Here is a 16999-nt window from a genome sequence, read left to right as displayed (position 1 = left end):
TCTGCCTCACTTTCCGGCAGCTTCTTCTTTGAATACGTTAATCATGGAGCCTGCCAAAAGGGTCTTCCGTTCCCCGGCGGTCAGGTCCTTCAGGTCCAGGTGCAGGGGGCGGATGCTGCCGTCCTGGGCAATCACCGTTGCGTCAAGGGCATTTCCCCCTTCGGCCACTACTTTCCGGATGCCCGGCAGCCAGATCACGTCACCGGGGGTCAGGTTGATTTCCTGGTCCGGATTGGTAAAGGGCAGCATACCCCAGTTCACGCAGTTGCTGCGGTACCGTTTGGTAGCATATTCGATGCAGATATTGGCCAGGCCTCCCAGGACTTTCTGGCAGGAGGCTGCATATTCTCTGGCAGAACCGTCCCCAGGCCGTTTGGCGTAGAGCACGCTGCCAATGCCAGTGGTCTTCAGCAGGCTGTCCAGCTCCTGTTCCACCGGTACGCCCACTTTTTCCAGTACGGCGTAGAATTTTGCCGCAGTGGCCTTATCTCCCGAGAGGCGTGCCTTTTCGTACTGCTGTACGGCCTTGGCCTTGCCCACATAGCTGGGATCCTTCCGCAGCAGGGTGAACTCGGAGATTTTATAGGGATTGGACCTGTAGGAAGCCGTTTCCCCAGAGGGAATCAGTTCGTCCGTGGTGGTCACTTCGTCCCGGATCACCGAGGCCACTTCCAGGAGCAGGTTATCCGTCAGGGCTTCCATCTTAGGCCAATCCTTGATGGAGGGTCCGTAGATGATTTCCGTTTCCGGCTGGGCCTTGCCAAAGCCGTTGTACACCACATGGTCGTAGATGGCCTTGTTGAAGTGGAATTCCGGCAGGGTACCCGTAGTAAAGGCGTCTTTCATTTCTTCAGCAGAGGTCAATTGCCCACCGTTAAAGACCGTAGCAGCAATGGACTTGGAATCCATCAGGGCAGCAGAAGCCACCTGCCCCATGTTCGGCTTGGAGCCTTCCCGGTTGGGGAAGTTCCGGGTAGAATGCCGCAGCACAAAGGCGTTGTTTTCCGGGCAGTCGGAAGCCCCAAAGCAGGGCCCGCAGAAAGCGGTTTTCAGGCGCACGCCGTAGGTCATTAGGTCGTTGGCAATACCCGTCCGGTTCAGTTCCGTCAAAATGGGCTGGGAAGCCGGGTAGATGTTCAGGGGGAACATGCCCAGGCCCTTTTGGGTATAGCGGGCTACCTGGTCCACCGCAAAGATATTTTCAAAGGAACCTGCGGCGCAGCCGGCAATGGCTGCCTGGTCCACCAGGATCCGGCCGTTCTTTTGGATTTTGCCCACCATATCGGGGTGGATATCCGGGGTATTTTCAAAGACGGACTTGGCGTTTTCTTCCACCATTTTCATGTATTTTTCCGGCTGGGCAATGACTTCCTTCAAGGGGAAGGCATTGGAAGGATGGTAGGGAATGGCAATCATGGGTTCCACCGTGGACAGGTCCAGGTAAATGAAGCTGTCGTACAGGGCCTTGTCCTGGGGTGCCAGTTTCTTGTAGTCCTGCTCCCGGTCATGGACCTTGAAATCTTCCCGGACCACGTCATCGGTTTCCCAGACGGAGGTCAGGCAGGCAGATTCCGTGGTCATGGTATCGATGCCGTTCCGGAAGTCCATGGACAGGGAAGCCACCCCGGGGCCCACAAATTCCAGCACCTTATTTTTTACAAAGCCGTTTTTGAACACGGCCCCAATCAGGGTCAGGGCTACGTCCATGGGGCCAACCCAGGCCTTGGGCGCCCCGTCCAGGTACACCCCTACCACTTTGGGGTAGCGCAGTTCGTAGGGTCTATTCAGCATGGCTTTGGCAATTTCCGGGCCCCCTTCCCCAATGGACAGGGAACCCTGGGTGCCGTAACGGGTATGGGAGTCGGACACAATGGCCATGCTGCCGCCTTTCACAATCATTTCCCGCATATACTGGTGGATTACGGCTTCATGGGGCGGTACGAAAATACCGCCATATTTTTTGCAGATGGATTCGGCGTATTTGTGCACGTCCGAGTTGATGGTGCCGCCAACGGCGCACAGGCAGTTGTGGCAGTTGGTGAAAACGGTGGGCACCGGAAATTTTTTCAAGCCGGAAGCACAGGCGGTCTGCATAATGCCCACATAGGTGTTGTCGTAAACGCCGATGGCGTCAAAATGCAGGCGGAGGTTTTCCTCACTGCCGCTGGTGTTGTGGGCACTGATAATCTGATGTGTAATGGTATTTTTATGGGCCGCCTGGGCATCCCATTCCGGATGCTGGTCAGCCGGGACATAGCCCTTGCCCCCGTCCGTTACGTAATAGGCTTTATCAAAACATTGAATCATGATGTTCTCCTTTGGTTTTTCTCGTATTTTTCCAGCGTTAACGGATATAAACCCAGCCATCCATAATCCGGCGGGCCGTTCTCACTACGCCGCCCTGGAGGACCTTTTCTCCGTCCATTTTCATGTTTACTTCCGTAACCCCGCTGGAGTGCCCCAGCCGGATACAGGACCCTGCAAAATTTCCCAGGCAGTCCGCCACAATGGTGCCGGGAAGCTTGGCCGCAGCACCGGTAGCTACAGCCACCGTCATGGGATAGGCCTTGTGGAGCATACCCACGGAAATGGCCCGGACGCACAGGTCCATAGTTTCCTTGGGCACCAGCTGGCCGTCCATGTTCTTATAGTCCTGGGGCCTACTGATAATGGCTACCTTGGGGGCAGAAGTGGATTCGGTGCGGGCTTTCATATAGTCCGTAATAAAGCCCATACGTACTGCCGCCAGGCCCCGGATGCGCTCAATATGTTCCATAACGTCCTTGTTCTGGTTGAGCTCCGTCAGTTCCGTCCCTTTGATGCCCAGGTCCTCGGCCTTGATGAACACTACCGGGTTGGAGCAGTCAATCAGGGTAACTTCACAGAAACCGTAGCCAGGTACGTCCAGCCTTTCTTTTTTCTGCCCTGTAGGGAACAGTTTGCCGGTTTTGGCGCCGGCAGGATCTTCAAAAAACAGGTCCACCCGGGAACCGGTGCCCGGCACCCCTTGGATTACCGTATCCCCGTTGACGCAGGCATGGCCGTTTTGGACCCGGACATGTTCCTCGATGACCTTTTTCGTATTCTCGTTGTACACCCGGACCACAGTAATGGGTTCCACAGCCGGCACCAGGCCCTCATCAATGGCGTAGGGTCCTACTGCCGAGGAAATATTCCCGCAGTTGGCGGAATCGTCCACCCGGGGAATCACAATATCCACCTGGAAGAAGTGGTAATCCACGTCCACGCCCGGGCGCTGGGACTTAGCAATCACGGCCACCTTGGAAGTGGAGCTCACCGTGCCGCCCATTCCGTCAATCTGCTTCACATCCGGCGTACCCATCACCTTCAAAAAGATTTCCGGCCATTCCCGTTCCTCCTGGGGCAGATCTTCCTTATGAAAAAATACGGCCTTGCTGGTACCGCCCCGCATATATACGCAGGGAAACTTTCTTTGTTCTTGATTCATCGTTTATACCCCCCTGAAATCCAGTTCTTACGAGCACGTTTTCTACAATTCCCATTATAGGGGCTTTCTTCCATCATGAAAAATGATATAATTTCCTTAATTTATATTCTAAGTTGGAATGTTTAGGAGGCAGCTTCCATGGATGAACGAGATATCCGGATTTTTCAGCAGCTGATGGAAAGCAAGAACATCACCAAAACCGCCCAGGACCTGTACATGACCCAATCCGCCGTAACCAAACGGCTGCACAAGCTGGAGGAGGAACTGGGGGCGCCCCTCTTTATCCGCACGGTGAAGGGGCTGATTCCCACCGCCTCGGCCGACAGCATTGCCCAGGAAATGGATAAACTTTCCGCTTCCCTCCTGCGGATCAAAAGCCTGTCCCAGTTTGCCCAGGGCCATATTGCCGGGCACCTGAAGGTGGGGGTCTCCGTAAATTTTGCCCGGTACACCCTGCCGCCCCTGCTCAAGCAGTACATGACCTACTACCCGGACGTGCAGATTGCCGTCACCACCGGCCAAAGCCTGGAGCTGTTCCAAAAGCTGCAAGCCGGCCAATTGTCCCTGGCCGTGCTCCGGGGGACCTTTGCCTGGTCCGGGGCCAGCCGGCTGCTGACCCGGGAAAAGGTTTACGCCGTAACCAGCAGGGAAAATGAGGGCAGGGACTTCTCCCACCTGCCCTACATCCACCGGACCTCGGACAAGCCCTTTACCGCCCGGATCCAGCGCTGGAAAACGGAACAGCATATCCAGGAGGACGCCTATTCCATCCAGGTCAACGACATCTCCGCCTGCCTGGCCATGATTGCGGCGGGGATTGGCTGGTCCATCCTGCCGGAGATCTGCCTGTCCCGGGAAGACGGGCTCTGGAAAATGCCCCTCCAGTTTAACGACGGTACCCCCTTTACCCGGACCACCACCGTGTACTACCAGGAAGACTACGCCCTGCTCCCCCAGGTAAAGCTTTTCCTGGACCGGCTGGAGAGCCCTGCCTAAGTTTTAAAAACACAAAAAAAGGGGTGTGAAATAATGAAACTTCTATCGTCGCCTGCGGCGCCACTTCCTTCACGCTTGAAGGAAGCATTCCAGACCTCTACTGGTCAAGTGACACAAAAGGGGTAGTACTAGTATTTACATACCGTGACTTCATCTCAAAATCCGTTTAGCACACGACCAGTATAGGCCTAAGACTGGCCCATCCAAGCGTGGAGGGGCTGTCAGTCCGCAGGACTGACTGAGGAAGTTTTGAGGTTTGGATACGGCATAACGAACAAAAAAACGGTTTGCGAACTCTTTTGAGCTCGCAAGCCGTTTTTTCTTTCGGGGGTAAGTATTATTTCACAGCCCCTTTTTTCTTATAGGTTAGAAAATCAGGTTGTAGAAACCGATGCCGGATACCACCGTCAGCACCACCAGGATGCCCAGGGCCCAGAAGGTCAGTTCCATAAACAGCTTCATTTCTTCGTCCCGCTTGTCACTGCTGTCTTCCGCCATCAGGGTGGCCATAATCAGGCCGCCGGTGGTAGAAATGGGGCTGATGCCGGTAATGGTACCGCCAATAACCACCATGGAAGCCAGCTCCAGAGGGTTTACCCCAACGGTCTGGCCAATGCCCACCACCGTAGGCAAAAGGGTGGGGAACACCACGCCCAGGCCGGAGGAAAACAGGCTCATAATGCCCGCCGTTGCCGCCATCACAGCCGGGGCAATGTGGGGATTCATCAGCTGGGACAGGGCCTTGGTCAGGGTGGTAATGCCGCCGGTCAGGATAACGATGTTCATCAGGGCACTAACCCCGGAAACCATAATCAGCACGCCCCAGGGAATGGCCCGGAGGCACTGCTTTTCGTTGGCCACATGGCACACCAGCAGGAAACCGCTGATGGCAAAACAGGTAAGGCCCACATTGAACTTGAAGGCAATAACCAGCACCGCCATGACAATCAGGCCCAAAAGGGACAGCCACTGGCCGGGGGTAAAGCTTTCCTTCAGGGCAGCTTCCCCTTCTGCCGGCGGATTGGTCTTATAGCCCTTGTAGTACACAAAGGCGGCAATGGCCATAATCACGCCGGTAATGGTCTGGGCCGTATAGATGGGCTGTACAGCAGCCGCCGCATCCAGGCCCCCCGCAGTCAGAAAATCATAGGTCAGGATACCTTCCGGGGTAATGGGGGACATCCGGCCCCCAAAACAGCCGAAGCAGCCAATCATGGCCAGCATCAGCGGGTTGTACCCGTGCACCTTGGCAATGGGAATGGCAAAGGCCGGCATAATGGCCAGAATGGGAATGGACCCCGGGCCAATGGTGGTCAGGCCAAAGCCAATCAGGAAAATGGCAATGGGAATCAGGAAATTGTTCTTGCCGGCCAGGGCCACAATCTTCTTGGCCAGCAGCTCGATGGTGCCATTGTTGTTCAGGATGCTGAACAGCAGGGTAACCCCCATCAGGGTAATAAACAGATTAGGCTTAAAGCCGTTTAGGATCACGCTGTCCTTCAGGCCGGCAAAACGCCCCAAAAGCATGGCCAGGGTCAGAGAAACCAGGCCCACATTGACCTTCCGGAAAAAACCGATAACAATGGCCACTACCAGCAAAACCAGGGATAAGATACCTAAATCCATGCTGCATCCTCCTTACCGGGAACAGAAAATGACACAGGTGGGGCTTTCCGTGGGTACGGTAACCCCGGTATAGTCCAATAGTCCCGTATCCGGGTCGATGGCGAAGAATTTCAGCGTATCGCTGTCTTCATTGGCCACCACCAGCTGCCGGTTATCCGGGCTGAAGGTCATAAAGCGGGGCGTCAGGCCCTGACAAGACACAAAGCCCGTAGGGTGCAGATAGCCCGTAGCTTCATCCACCCGGTAGGAAGCCAGGCTTTCGTGGATCCGGTTGGAGGCGTACACAAAGGGGCCTTCCGGGTACACCAGCACAGCGCTGGCCTGGCCCTGGCCGGTATACGTATCCGGCAGAGTGGTTTTGATCTGCCGAGGCGTCAGGACGCCGGCTGCATCGTCAAAGTCGTAGAAGGTAACGGCGTTGCCCTTTTCGTTGACCAGATAGGCCCGCTTGTTGTCCTCAGTCAGGGCAATATGCCGGGGTTCTGCGTAGGTCCGGGCTTCCACCCAGCTGGCCCGGGACAGTTTTCCCGTAGCCTGGTCCACCTTCAGCACCCAAACCCGTTCGTAGCCCACTTTCCGGCCCTGGGTGGGCACCAAGAGGAAGTTCCCCGTATGGTCCAGAAGGCACTGGTGGGCGTGGGAAACGCCCCCTTCCACGCAGCCTTCCAGGTGTTCCACCCAAACCGGGTCACCCAGGGTACCGTCTTCCCGCCGGGGCAGGGAAGCCACGCAGCCGCCCTGGAGGGAGGCTACAAACAGGAACCGGTTGTCCAGGGAGGGCACCAGATGCACCGGGTTCTGGCCGATGCCGTGCAGGGTCTGGAGGAAGGTCAGATTGCCGTTTTCCTCAATGCGGAAAGCGCTGACTTCGTGAAAATCCCCGTGGACGGTGTACAGGAACTGTTCCGTCCGGTCAAAGGCCAGATAGGACGGGTTATCCATGGTTTTGGTAATATTTTTAAGCTTCCAGACTCCCCGTTCGTCAATGGTATAACAGGAGATGCCCTTACCCCGGGCATTTCTCTTTTCCGTAGTGCGGCAGCCAATATAGGCGTAAGTTACTTTTTTATTTTCCATGATTTCTTCCCCTTTAGCTTAGGCGTGGCCGTGGAGCTTGGCTTTGTAGAAGCGCAGTTTGCCGCCGGCCAGCAGGATTTCTACTTCCTGGTCGGACACTTCCAGACGAACCTGGAATTGGGTGCCATTGGTGATATTTTTTACGGTAATCAATTTCTGTTTCATCTGCTCCCGCAGGTTGTCGATATGGAAGGTGTCGTCCAGGTCAATGCCGTCGTAGGCCGCCGGGTCCACAAAGACCACCGGGGTAACCCCATGGTTGATCAGGTTCTGCTTATGGATCCGGGCAAAGCTCTTGGCAATCACCATTTTGACGCCCAGGTACATGGGGGTAATGGCGGCGTGTTCCCGGGAGGAACCTTGGCCGTAGTTTTCCCCGCCTACAATAAAGCTCTTGCCGTCTGCCTGGGCCCGTTTGGAAAAGTCAGGGTCGTAGCGGCAGAACGCATATTGGGCCATGGCCGGCATATTGGACCGCATGGAAGAAAATTGGGCGCTGGCCGGGGTAATATCGTCGGTGGACACATTGTCCCGGGCTTTCAGGCTGACCTTGGCTTCCAGGGTTTCTTCCGGCGGTTCGGCTACCGGCAGGGGTTTGATGTTGGGGCCCCGGACGATTTCCACCTTGCTGCCATCTTCCGGCGGCAGCAGGAACAGGTTGTCGTTGATGGGATAGCTGTCCGGTTCCTGAACCTGGGCCAGTACGGATACATCGTCCATCACGTCCTGGGGCAGGGCCAGTTCCCCTTTAATGGCCGTAGCTGCAGCCACTTCAGGGCTTACCAGGTACAGGCTGGCATCCGCCGTGCTGCTCCGGCCCTTGAAGTTCCGGTTGGAGGTCCGGACTGCAATGCCTTTGCTGGGGGGCGCAATGCCGATGCCGCAGCAGGGTCCGCAGGCCAGTTCCGTCAGCCGGCAGCCGGCATTGAGCAGCTCTGCCAGGACGCCGTCCTGCATCAGCCGCAGGTAGATCTGCCGGGAGCTGATGCCCAGCACCAGGCTCACCGTGGGGCAGATTTTGTGGTCCTTGAGTACCAGCGCCACTTTCTTGAAGTCGCTGTAGGAACCGTTGGTGCAGCTGCCGATGAACACCTGCTGTACCGGCACCTTGGGCACGTCCGCCACTTTCATCACATTGTCCGGCATATGGGGACAAGCCACCAGGGGTTCCAGGGTATCCAGGTCGATTTCCATTTCTTCATCGTAGGAACAGCCTTCATCCGGTTCCCAAGGGGTGTAATCCTGTTCCCGGCCCTGGGCCTTCAGGAAGCGGTGCACCTGTTCATCCGCCGGGAAGACGGAAGTGGTAGCACCCAGTTCGGCCCCCATATTGGTGATGGTCACCCGTTCCGGAATGGACAGGGTTTTGGCCCCTTCTCCTACGTATTCATAAATTTTGCCAACCCCGCCCTTCACGGTGCAGCGGCGCAGCATTTCCAGAATGATATCCTTGGCCGCAGAACCGGGTTGGAGATGACCCTTCAGGTTCACCTTGACGATTTTCGGCATTTTCAGCACGTAGGGGAAACCTGCCAGGGCTACAGCAATATCCATGCCCCCTACCCCAATGGCCAGCATACCCAGGGCGCCGCAGCTGGGCGTATGGCTGTCGCCTCCCAGGAGCATGGCTCCCGGCTTGCCAAAACGGCTGTATTGCAGGGTATGGCAGATGCCGTTGCCGGCCTTGGACAGCACCAGGCCGTAACGCTGGGCGATGGATTGCAGGTAGATATGGTCGTCCGGGGTCTTGTTGTCGATCTGCAGCAGATTGTGGTCAATGTAGCTGACGGACAGCTTGGTGCGGATCCGGTCCAGGTCCAGGGCCTCAAAGGCCAGGTAGGACATGACCGCATTGATATCGTGGGTCAGGGTCTGATCCACCGTCAGTTCGATTTCATTACCCGGCACCAGTTCCGCCGGTTTGGCCAGATGGGCCTGCAATAATTTTTGCGTCAAATTTAAAGCCATGATACTCTCTCCTTTACCCCCATTGCGTTATGCAAACTATCACGCAATTCTCACTTTTCTTGCCTACACTTTACTATTTTCCCCAAGGGTTGTATAATACTATATTATAATCAGTCTATAATACAAAGTTATAAGCCAAAGAGGAGGTACCTATGGATAGCCGTGATTTGGAGTACGTGGCCGCCGTGGCCAAAACCAAAAGCTTTTCCCAGGCTGCCCAGCTGCTGTTCATCAGCCAGCCGGCCCTGAGCCAATATATCAAAAGGCTGGAAAAAAGCCTGAACGTGGCCCTGTTCTACCGGACCCGGACCCACGTGGAACTGACCCCTGCCGGCCAGTATTATATCCAGCAGGGCCAGGAAATCCTAAAGCAGATGCAGGGGCTGGAGCAGGCCATGCGCCACTGGTGCAACGATGAAAAGAAGCAGCTCAGCATCGGCGTATCCCAGTTCTACGGGAAGTGGTTCCTGACCCCCTTCCTCCAAAGCATCCGGAAATGCCTGCCCGCCTACCACATCCAGATTGTGGACGGGGAATCCCATTTTCTGGAAAGCCAGATGCTCCAGGGCAAACTGGACTTTGGGATTTTCCCGGCTCCTGTAACCCACAAGGAAGTTTCCTTTGTGAGCCTGGGAGAAGAAGAAATTCTCTTTGCCTTCAGCGAAGAAAACAAGGAAGCCCTGGACCTGCTTCCCACCGCCCTGAAGGACGGGAAAATCGACCTGTTGGCCTACCAGCATTTTCCTTTTGTGCTGCCCAAGGAAGGGCTCAAGATGCACAAGGCTGCCCTGAAAATCTGCCGGCACTTTGGCTTCATGCCCCAATCCGTCTATTCCTCGGAAAACCTGGATACGGTGTATTCCCTGGTAAACCATAATTACGGGGTGGGCTTCCTGCCCGGGGTTCTGGCCCAAAACTACAACCCCAAAACCAACCACGTCCGCTTTTTCTCTTTCCGCAGCCGGTACAACCATCGTTCCATCGGCCTGGCCTATGAGGAAAACAGTCCCCTGCGTTCCCTGGTGCCCCTTCTGGTGGAAGCCATCCAGGGCCGGCCGGAACAAACGGGCCAAAAAGCGGACAAGGCCCTGCCCCAAACGTAAGAAAAGCCATGGCACTCCCAAAAGGGAACGTCATGGCTTTCTGTTTTATTTTTCTAAAGCAGGAACCCTCCGGGAAATGGAATAGCTGGCCAGGGAAGCGATGGCGCACAGCACCGCATCCGCCAGCCAGATGGTCTGGTAGCTGCCGGTCTGGGTAAACAGGATACCCCCCAGCCAGGAACTGACAAAACCCCCAATCTGGTGACACACAAAGGTCAGCCCAAAAAGGAAACCCATGGAAGCCGGGCCAAACCGCCGGCTGATGATTTCCGAGGTAGGGGTCACCGTAGCATCTCCGGTAAAACCCAAAAGCAGGGTGAACAGACCCAGGCACAGGGTATTTTGGGGCAGCAGGAACATGAACAGCACCACCGTCACCACCCGGAGCCCGTACAAAGTCCCCAACACCCGGGGTTGGGGAAAGCGCAGGCAGAAAAAGCCGGACAGAATGGACCCCAGAAGGGTGGTGAGCCCAAAGCCGGTGTACAGCATGGCTGCCGTACTGCCCGGCACCCCCAGGGATTCCATTTGGGGCACCAGGTGGGTCTGGATAATGACCATATGGAACCCGCAGGTGCTGAACCCAATCAGGAGGGCCTTATAGGCCCAGGTGCCCCAGGCCCGGCGAAGAACACTGCCGATGGCCTCCTGGGACGCTTCTTCAGCAGCCTGGCTGCTGGGCTTTCCCGCTTGCTTCAGGCTGCACAGCCACAGGATTACCAGCACCATACAGGCCAGGGCCCCGCCCAGCACCCTGAGGCTGGTGCCAATTCCCCAGGCCGCATTCATGCCCTGAAGGGCCGGGGACAAAAAGGCGCTGCCAATGCCGGAAGCGGCATTCAGGATGCCGGACACGGCGGAGGCCCGCTGGGGTCCCAAAAGGGGCGACAGGGTGCCCATAATCAGGCCAAAGCACAGGGCGCCCGTCCCGGAAGCCAGGATAATCCCCAAATACAGGGTCAGCTCCCCGGTGCTCCGGGCCAGCGGCGTCAAAAATAAGCCGGCGGCCATCAGCACCGCCCCTGCCAAAAGCACCGGCCGGCTCCCCCGGCGCAGGGCCAGGGCGCCCCACAGGGGCTGGGTCAGCCCGTACAGCAGCTGGGCAATGCCAAAAGCAAAAGCTGCGTCCGCATAAGAAATTCCGGACAATACCGTCAGCGGACGGATCATAATCCCATACACCGCCCGGATACCGCCGCTCAGGGCGTAAAGCAGACAGGCGGCCACAATGGGCAGCAAATAGTTTCCCCAACCCCCGCTGTTTTTTTCCATAACTTTCCCCTCCCCTGGTCCAGAGCCTCTCCCGGCGCTCTGGGAACCCATTGACATCTTATGGTAATATTACCATAGGTCTTTTATTCTGCAAATACTGCCCAAAAAGGTATTTGCTACCTTTCAGAAACCAAGGAGGCATTATGAAACCACACGATCCCCAGGAAAAGCCCTTCCACTGCCCAGTGGAAGCTGCCCTTAGCCAAATTGGGGGCAAATACAAGGCCATCATCCTTTACCATATCATGACGGATTCCGTACTCCGTTTCCACCAGCTCCAGGCCTACATTCCCCAGGCTACGGCCAAAATGCTGACCCAGCAGCTCCGGGAACTGGAGGCGGACGGCCTGCTGCACCGGGAAGTCTACCCGGTGGTTCCTCCCAAAACCGAGTACTCCCTGACGGAACGGGGAGAAACCCTGCGGCCGGTGATTATGGCCATCTGCCACTGGGGGGAAACCTATATGCAGGGAACCTTCTAAAAGCGCCAATTGAAAAATCCCGTCTTTCCCTTACTGGGAAGGACGGGATTTTGCTTTAGAACCGCTCCTGATGGACCTTTTTCCAGTCCAATTCCTGCAACGTATGGGGCCGCAGGGGATGGGCAGCATGGCCCAGGGCCAAAATGGCTTCCACTTCATACCCTTCCGGAATGCCCAGTTTTTCTCTGAGGTAATCCGAAGACGTGAGAGGTTTCCCGTCCGCTCCCAGGGCTGCTGCGTGCATATGGCGCACCTGAACCCAGCAGCTGCCCAGGCCCAACTCTGTTGCCTGGAGCAGCATGGCCAAAAGGGTCAGGGAGGCATCCTCCACCCAGGCATGGGAAGAAGTGGCGCCCAGTACCACCACCGCACAGGCCGCTTCCCGGAGCATTTGGCCAAACTGGGGCTTACAGTCCGCTAGGGCGTGGACCTGCTCCGGGTCCGTAACCACCACCAGCTCGCTGCTGTGGAGGTTTTTGCTGCTGGGCACCGACAGCCCTGCCGCCAAAATTTTTTTCAGGTCAGCAGGGTCCACCGGTTCTGCTGTAAAATGCCGGACGCTCCGCCGGGCCAAAAGCAATTGTTCTAGTTCCATACTGCGCCTCCTATTTTTTCTGCTTCTCTATAGGGAAAGTCACCTGAAAAACAGCACCTTTGGGCTGGGTGTTAGCTACAGTCAAGGTGCCTCCCTGATTTTCCACGAAACTTTTGGCCAGGGACAGGCCTATGCCGCTGCCTCCGGTCCCCCGGTTCCGGGATTTGTCCCCCCGGTAAAAATGCTCAAAAATATGGGGCAGGTCTTCCGGAGCAATGCCCGGTCCTTGGTCCGCCACCAAAAGCTGCACCTGCCCGTTTTGCACCCGGCTGGTCAGGGTAATCACCGTTCCCGGGTCCGTATAACGGATGGCGTTCACCACCAGATTGTACACCACCTGGTTCAGCCGGTCCGGGTCCAGTTCCAAAAGGGGCAGCTGCTCTGCCAGGTCCACCTGGAACTGGAGATGCTTTTCCTCCAAAAGGGGCGTCAGCATGGCTGCAGCCCGCTGAAGCAGGCCGTTGAGATCCACCGGCTTTTTGTGCAGCTCCAGCTGGTGCACCTCCGCCAGGGACAAGTCCCTGAGGTCCGCCACCAGCCGGGTCAGCCGCATGACTTCTTCCTCCATGGAAAAGAGTTTTTCCGGGGCCGGCGGTTCCACGCCGTCCAGCAGACTTTCCAGCTGCCCCTGGAGTACGGCCAAAGGCGTCCGCAGCTCATGGGCAATGTTGGCCAAAAATTCCCGCCGGTTTTGTTCGTTCTCCGCCAGTTCCTCGGACATTTTGTTGAACAGGGTGGTCAGCTGCCCCACCTCATCACAGGTGGTCACCGGCACTTCCTGCTTCAGCTTGCCCTGGCGGATTTTTTCCGTAGCCTGGCAGAGCTGCCGCAGGGGCCTGGTAATGGAGCCAGCCAGAAAATAGCTGACCACCAGGCCCAGAAAAGCAAAAAACAGCCCCACCCACCAAAGGGACTGGTGGTAGGATTCCATAAAGGCCAGTTCCGAAGGGCCCATCATCCCCATACCGCCGCCCATCATGCCGCCGTGCATCATACCGCCGTGCATCGTGCCGGGCATGCTCAAATAGCGCAGGAACAGGTCTTCCATCTGCCGGCCGCACAGGTAGATGACCACCAGGCCGCAGAGCAGGATCAGCAGAAAGGTACTGACCATGAGCTTATCCCGAATGCTGTGAAATTTAGGCATGGGAGTCCCCTCCAAATTTATAGCCAATGCCGTACACCGTAAGGATATACCGGGGATGCCGGGTATCCGGCTCGATTTTCCGGCGCAGGTTCCGGATGTGGGCATCAATGGTCCGCTCGTAGCCTTCAAAGGCAAAGCCGTGGGTATTCTCCAGCAGCTGCAGCCGGTTGAAGACTTGCCGGGGATTCTTTAAAAACACCTCCAACAGGCTGAATTCAATGGGCGTCAGCTCGATTTCTTCCCACTCCGGCGCTGTCTGGGGGCTGCCCTCCTTTTGCCGCCAGAGCAGATGCTCCTTCAGGTCCAGTTTCAGCCCACCGGCTTCCAGCACCTCAGGCTCCTGGGCTTTTTTCTCCACATAGGCGCCGTAGGTGCGCCGCAGCAGGGCCCGGACCCGGGCCGTCAGTTCCCGGAGGCTGAACGGTTTGGTGATATAGTCGTCAGCCCCCAGTTCCAAGCCCATCAGCCGGTCAAATTCCGCATCCCGGGCGGTAAGCATAATAATAGGCACCGTGCTTTCCTGCCGGATCTGCCGGCACACATCCCGGCCATCCAATTTGGGCAGCATCAGGTCCAAAAGCACCAGCTGGGGCTGCTTTTCCCGGAAAACCTGCAGGGCCGCCTCCCCGTCTCTAGCCGTAACAACCACAAAATTTTCCTTCCGCAGATAATTGGTCACCAGTTCCAGAAGCTTGGCATCATCATCCACGGCAAGTACCGTATAGGTGTCCATCCGGCCACCTCCTTTTGTTTTTTATTATACCTTGTTTTGCCAAAAAGCGTCAGGCTCCCTGTACAAAAAGGGACTGTGAAAAAATGAAACTTCTATCGTCGCCTTCGGCGACACTTCCTACACGCTTGCAGGAAGCGTACCAGGCCTCTACTTGTCAAGTGACAAAGAAGGGTGGTGCAGGTATTTACGTACCTAAATTTTATCTCAAAACCCGTTTTGCACATGACCAGTATGGGCCTAAGACCGGCCCCTTCAAGCGTGAAGGGGCTGTCAGCACGTAGGGCTGACTGAGGAAGTTTTGAGGTGCAGATACGGCTATAACGAACGTTAAAAATAGCTTGCGAACTAGTTTGAATTCGCAAGCCATTTTTTCACAGTCCCTTTTTCGTATTAGAAGTTGTAGCCGGAAGCCGTCACGCTCCGGTTGTCCTGATTGGCATTGCCATTGCCGCCCCAGCAGGGAGGCGTCCAGTTTTGGCCGTTTCCGGGATTGGCATTTCCCCGGCCGTTCTGGTTGTAGCCCCAGCAGGGACCACCCTGCCAATTGCCATTGTTGTTATTGGCACCGCTGTTATCCAGGTTCTGGGCAGCGTAGGCGGTTTTGCCCTGGGCGCTGTAGGCAGCGGCCAAAACCCGGTTTCCTTTTTGGGGAACTGCCGACTGCTGCATGCCCGGCATGGCGCTGTGGTCCATGCCTTTTTGCATAGGCGCTCCTGCGGGCCGCCAGCCGCTCAGGGTCGGGTCCACCATGCCAAAGACCATGGCCACGTGGCTGACCACCAAAAAGCCAATCAGAAGGCCAAAATGCCGCATGGTCCGCTGGTGTTCCGTAGCGTGTTTGCCGATAATCCCCAGTTCCATCAGGGCAATGGCCCCCAGGGGAACAATCCCCAGCAGGTAGGCCCAAATGGCCAGTTCATCCGTCCAGCCCTTCCAGCTGAGTCCCGGTACCACATTGGTCATCAGGTAGAGGAAAACCAGGAGGAAATAGCCCCCGGCAGCAATGCCCAGCCGGTGGTTCCATTTTTTCCAGTTCCCCGCCCCTTCCTTCCGGTAGTAGGTCACATAAAATTCTGTGGCCACCAGGGATTCTGCCAGCACCACCGGCAGCACCATAAAGAGGATCAGATTCCAGGGCTGGTGCATAGCCAAAAGATCCATATAATTTGTCATTACCATCATGCATTCTCCTTTCGCTGCCAGCAGCTTCCAAAATTCACTGCCAGCTTCACTCCATTTGTTGCCTGTAGTATACGAAAGGAATATGCAGAACTGGGGCACAAAATATCAAGAAATTATGAAGATTTTATTCCGCCAGACCAGCTGCGTCCACCTTCAGCAGGGTCCGATACAGGATATCCCCGCCCTGCTCCACAGCCTGGGGCTCCGTCCATTCATCTCCGCTGTGGCTGATGCCCAAATGGCTGGGCACAAAAATCATCCCAATGGGCACCCGGTGGTCCAGGGAATCCGCATCGTGGCCGGCTCCGCTGGGCAGGGTCATGGCTGCAGCGCCTGCCTCGGCCGCTGCCTGCCGGATCATGTCCTGCAAGGCTGGAGCACAGTGGGCGCTGCTCTTGTAGATGACTTTTTCAATGGTAAAGTCAGCATCTGGAATCTCTTTGGCTTTTGCCTCAATGCGGCGCAGCAGTTCATCGGTCCTGGCTTTCTCCACATGGCGCATTTCAAAGGACGCCACCACTTTTCCCGGCACCACATTGGCCGCGCCCGGATACACCGTCACTTTTCCCGGGGTGAAGACCAGGGCGGGGTCAATTTCCCGGCACTGGGCATCGGCATACACAATCAGCATAGCCATGGCCACCATGGCGTCCCGGCGCAGGCGCATGGGGGTGGTGCCCCCGTGGTTGCTCTGGCCCAGGGCTGTTACCTGGTAGCGGCCAATGCCGGCAATGCCGCTGACCACTCCAATAGGAATCCCCTGTTGTTCCAGCACGCCGCCCTGCTCCACATGGGTTTCCAGATAACACAGTACATCTGAAAAATCCCGGGCACAGGCGAGAATTTCCTCCACGGTGTGGCCATAGGCTGCCAGGGCCTCTGCCAGGTGGAACTGCTGGGGATCCACCAGGCCCGCCAGGGCCCGGCTGCCGAAGGTACCGCCCAAGGGGCCCCCTTCTTCGGCGTTAAAGCCGTACACCTCTACGGTATGACGCAGCTTCCGGCCCTCCTGCTGCAGCCGTTCCACCGCTCCCAGGGCTGCGGCTACCCCGTAGGCGCCGTCAAAAAGGCCTCCGGAAGGCACCGTATCCAGGTGGGACCCCATGAGAATATGTTTTGCCGCTTTGTCCGTACCCCAAAGAATGCCTCTCACATTGCCAGCTGCATCCGTACTGGTTTCCATTCCATAGCTTTCCATGAGTTTTTGGGCCGCGTTCCGGCTCTCTCTAAATTCCGGGCTATAGCCCAGACGGGTATAGGACCCGTCCTGATTTTTCCCATAATGGGCAATTTCCTGTAAAATTCGGCTGATGCGTTCCATTGCCAGTCCCCCTTCCGTATCATCCCAT

General features: G+C 56.6%; 14 protein-coding genes. 3 read left to right on the top strand and 11 right to left on the bottom strand.

Translation table 11 applies throughout. The features are described from left to right. Window positions 1-6 precede the first annotated feature (6 nt). Both DW089_RS00600 and DW089_RS00595 read right to left on the bottom strand, forming a co-directional pair. Entirely contained in the window at window positions 7-2307 is a 2301-nt protein-coding gene (locus DW089_RS00600; protein WP_105326716.1) for a hydratase, read from the bottom strand. A gap of 37 nt (window positions 2308-2344) precedes the next feature. Next, the gene (locus DW089_RS00595; RefSeq protein ID WP_105326715.1) at window positions 2345-3469 is read right to left on the bottom strand and encodes a 2-methylaconitate cis-trans isomerase PrpF family protein; all 1125 of its coding nucleotides are present in this window, start codon (window positions 3467-3469) and stop codon (window positions 2345-2347) included. Between the two features lie 138 nt (window positions 3470-3607). Between DW089_RS00595 and DW089_RS00590 the strand changes: the two genes are divergently transcribed. Then, entirely contained in the window at window positions 3608-4465 is an 858-nt protein-coding gene (locus tag DW089_RS00590) for a LysR family transcriptional regulator (protein WP_105326714.1), read from the top strand. A 366-nt stretch (window positions 4466-4831) separates the two neighbouring features. Here DW089_RS00590 and DW089_RS00585 read toward each other — a convergent pair whose 3' ends face one another. Genes DW089_RS00585 through DW089_RS00575 form a run of 3 tightly spaced genes read right to left on the bottom strand, consistent with a single transcriptional unit; the run spans window position 4832 to window position 9136 of the window. Further along, window positions 4832-6091, bottom strand: coding sequence for an SLC13 family permease (locus DW089_RS00585; protein WP_105326713.1), 1260 nt, complete (start codon window positions 6089-6091; stop codon window positions 4832-4834). A gap of 12 nt (window positions 6092-6103) precedes the next feature. Beyond that, window positions 6104-7168 carry a lactonase family protein gene (locus DW089_RS00580; protein ID WP_105326712.1) on the bottom strand — a complete coding sequence of 355 codons (1065 nt, stop codon included), beginning with the start codon at window positions 7166-7168 and terminating at the stop codon, window positions 6104-6106. 18 nt (window positions 7169-7186) lie between these two features. Further along, the gene (locus tag DW089_RS00575) at window positions 7187-9136 is read right to left on the bottom strand and encodes an aconitate hydratase (RefSeq protein ID WP_105326711.1); all 1950 of its coding nucleotides are present in this window, start codon (window positions 9134-9136) and stop codon (window positions 7187-7189) included. A gap of 152 nt (window positions 9137-9288) precedes the next feature. Between DW089_RS00575 and DW089_RS00570 the strand changes: the two genes are divergently transcribed. Beyond that, complete coding sequence (locus DW089_RS00570) at window positions 9289-10239, top strand: LysR family transcriptional regulator (protein WP_105326710.1); 951 nt, start codon at window positions 9289-9291, stop codon at window positions 10237-10239. Between the two features lie 45 nt (window positions 10240-10284). On the opposite strand, the gene DW089_RS00565 is transcribed toward DW089_RS00570, so the two are convergent. After that, entirely contained in the window at window positions 10285-11511 is a 1227-nt protein-coding gene (locus DW089_RS00565) for an MFS transporter (protein ID WP_158572288.1), read from the bottom strand. Window positions 11512-11654: 143 nt separating this feature from the next. On the opposite strand from DW089_RS00565, the gene DW089_RS00560 reads away from it, so the two are divergent. After that, a complete protein-coding gene (locus tag DW089_RS00560; RefSeq protein ID WP_105326708.1) occupies window positions 11655-11993 on the top strand; it encodes a helix-turn-helix domain-containing protein in 339 nt (112 codons plus the stop codon). 55 nt (window positions 11994-12048) lie between these two features. Here the strand turns inward: DW089_RS00560 and DW089_RS00555 are convergent, their stop codons facing one another. The 5 genes from DW089_RS00555 to DW089_RS00535 all read right to left on the bottom strand — a co-directional run bounded on the left by DW089_RS00555 (window position 12049) and on the right by DW089_RS00535 (window position 16971). Next, window positions 12049-12588 carry a nitroreductase family protein gene (locus DW089_RS00555; RefSeq protein ID WP_105326707.1) on the bottom strand — a complete coding sequence of 180 codons (540 nt, stop codon included), beginning with the start codon at window positions 12586-12588 and terminating at the stop codon, window positions 12049-12051. Window positions 12589-12598: 10 nt separating this feature from the next. Then, entirely contained in the window at window positions 12599-13735 is a 1137-nt protein-coding gene (locus DW089_RS00550) for a cell wall metabolism sensor histidine kinase WalK (RefSeq protein WP_118286646.1), read from the bottom strand. Beyond that, the gene (locus DW089_RS00545) at window positions 13728-14468 is read right to left on the bottom strand and encodes a response regulator transcription factor (protein WP_105326705.1); all 741 of its coding nucleotides are present in this window, start codon (window positions 14466-14468) and stop codon (window positions 13728-13730) included. Before DW089_RS00545 ends, DW089_RS00550 begins: the two co-directional genes overlap by 8 nt. A 390-nt stretch (window positions 14469-14858) precedes the next feature. Then, the gene (locus tag DW089_RS11405) at window positions 14859-15647 is read right to left on the bottom strand and encodes a DUF6803 family protein (RefSeq protein ID WP_199614397.1); all 789 of its coding nucleotides are present in this window, start codon (window positions 15645-15647) and stop codon (window positions 14859-14861) included. 127 nt (window positions 15648-15774) lie between these two features. Continuing rightward, entirely contained in the window at window positions 15775-16971 is a 1197-nt protein-coding gene (locus DW089_RS00535; protein WP_105326704.1) for a Zn-dependent hydrolase, read from the bottom strand. Between the last annotated feature and the right edge of the window lie 28 nt (window positions 16972-16999).

The organism is Acidaminococcus sp. AM05-11 (genome assembly GCF_003472805.1).
Lineage (GTDB): Bacteria > Bacillota > Negativicutes > Acidaminococcales > Acidaminococcaceae > Acidaminococcus > Acidaminococcus hominis.
The sequence above is the reverse complement of the archived record's forward strand: the minus strand, read 5'-3'. Positions and strand labels throughout refer to the sequence as shown.

Excerpts from the sequence above, each read along its gene's own strand:
- DW089_RS00600 (WP_105326716.1), bottom strand. The coding sequence starts at position 2,307 with ATGATTCAATGTTTTGATAAAGCCTATTACGTAACGGACGGGGGCAAG.
- DW089_RS00595 (WP_105326715.1), bottom strand. The coding sequence starts at position 3,469 with ATGAATCAAGAACAAAGAAAGTTTCCCTGCGTATATATGCGGGGCGGT.
- DW089_RS00590 (WP_105326714.1), top strand. The coding sequence starts at position 3,608 with ATGGATGAACGAGATATCCGGATTTTTCAGCAGCTGATGGAAAGCAAG.
- DW089_RS00585 (WP_105326713.1), bottom strand. The coding sequence starts at position 6,091 with ATGGATTTAGGTATCTTATCCCTGGTTTTGCTGGTAGTGGCCATTGTT.
- DW089_RS00580 (WP_105326712.1), bottom strand. The coding sequence starts at position 7,168 with ATGGAAAATAAAAAAGTAACTTACGCCTATATTGGCTGCCGCACTACG.
- DW089_RS00575 (WP_105326711.1), bottom strand. The coding sequence starts at position 9,136 with ATGGCTTTAAATTTGACGCAAAAATTATTGCAGGCCCATCTGGCCAAA.
- DW089_RS00570 (WP_105326710.1), top strand. The coding sequence starts at position 9,289 with ATGGATAGCCGTGATTTGGAGTACGTGGCCGCCGTGGCCAAAACCAAA.
- DW089_RS00565 (WP_158572288.1), bottom strand. The coding sequence starts at position 11,511 with ATGGAAAAAAACAGCGGGGGTTGGGGAAACTATTTGCTGCCCATTGTG.
- DW089_RS00560 (WP_105326708.1), top strand. The coding sequence starts at position 11,655 with ATGAAACCACACGATCCCCAGGAAAAGCCCTTCCACTGCCCAGTGGAA.
- DW089_RS00555 (WP_105326707.1), bottom strand. The coding sequence starts at position 12,588 with ATGGAACTAGAACAATTGCTTTTGGCCCGGCGGAGCGTCCGGCATTTT.
- DW089_RS00550 (WP_118286646.1), bottom strand. The coding sequence starts at position 13,735 with ATGCCTAAATTTCACAGCATTCGGGATAAGCTCATGGTCAGTACCTTT.
- DW089_RS00545 (WP_105326705.1), bottom strand. The coding sequence starts at position 14,468 with ATGGACACCTATACGGTACTTGCCGTGGATGATGATGCCAAGCTTCTG.
- DW089_RS11405 (WP_199614397.1), bottom strand. The coding sequence starts at position 15,647 with ATGGTAATGACAAATTATATGGATCTTTTGGCTATGCACCAGCCCTGG.
- DW089_RS00535 (WP_105326704.1), bottom strand. The coding sequence starts at position 16,971 with ATGGAACGCATCAGCCGAATTTTACAGGAAATTGCCCATTATGGGAAA.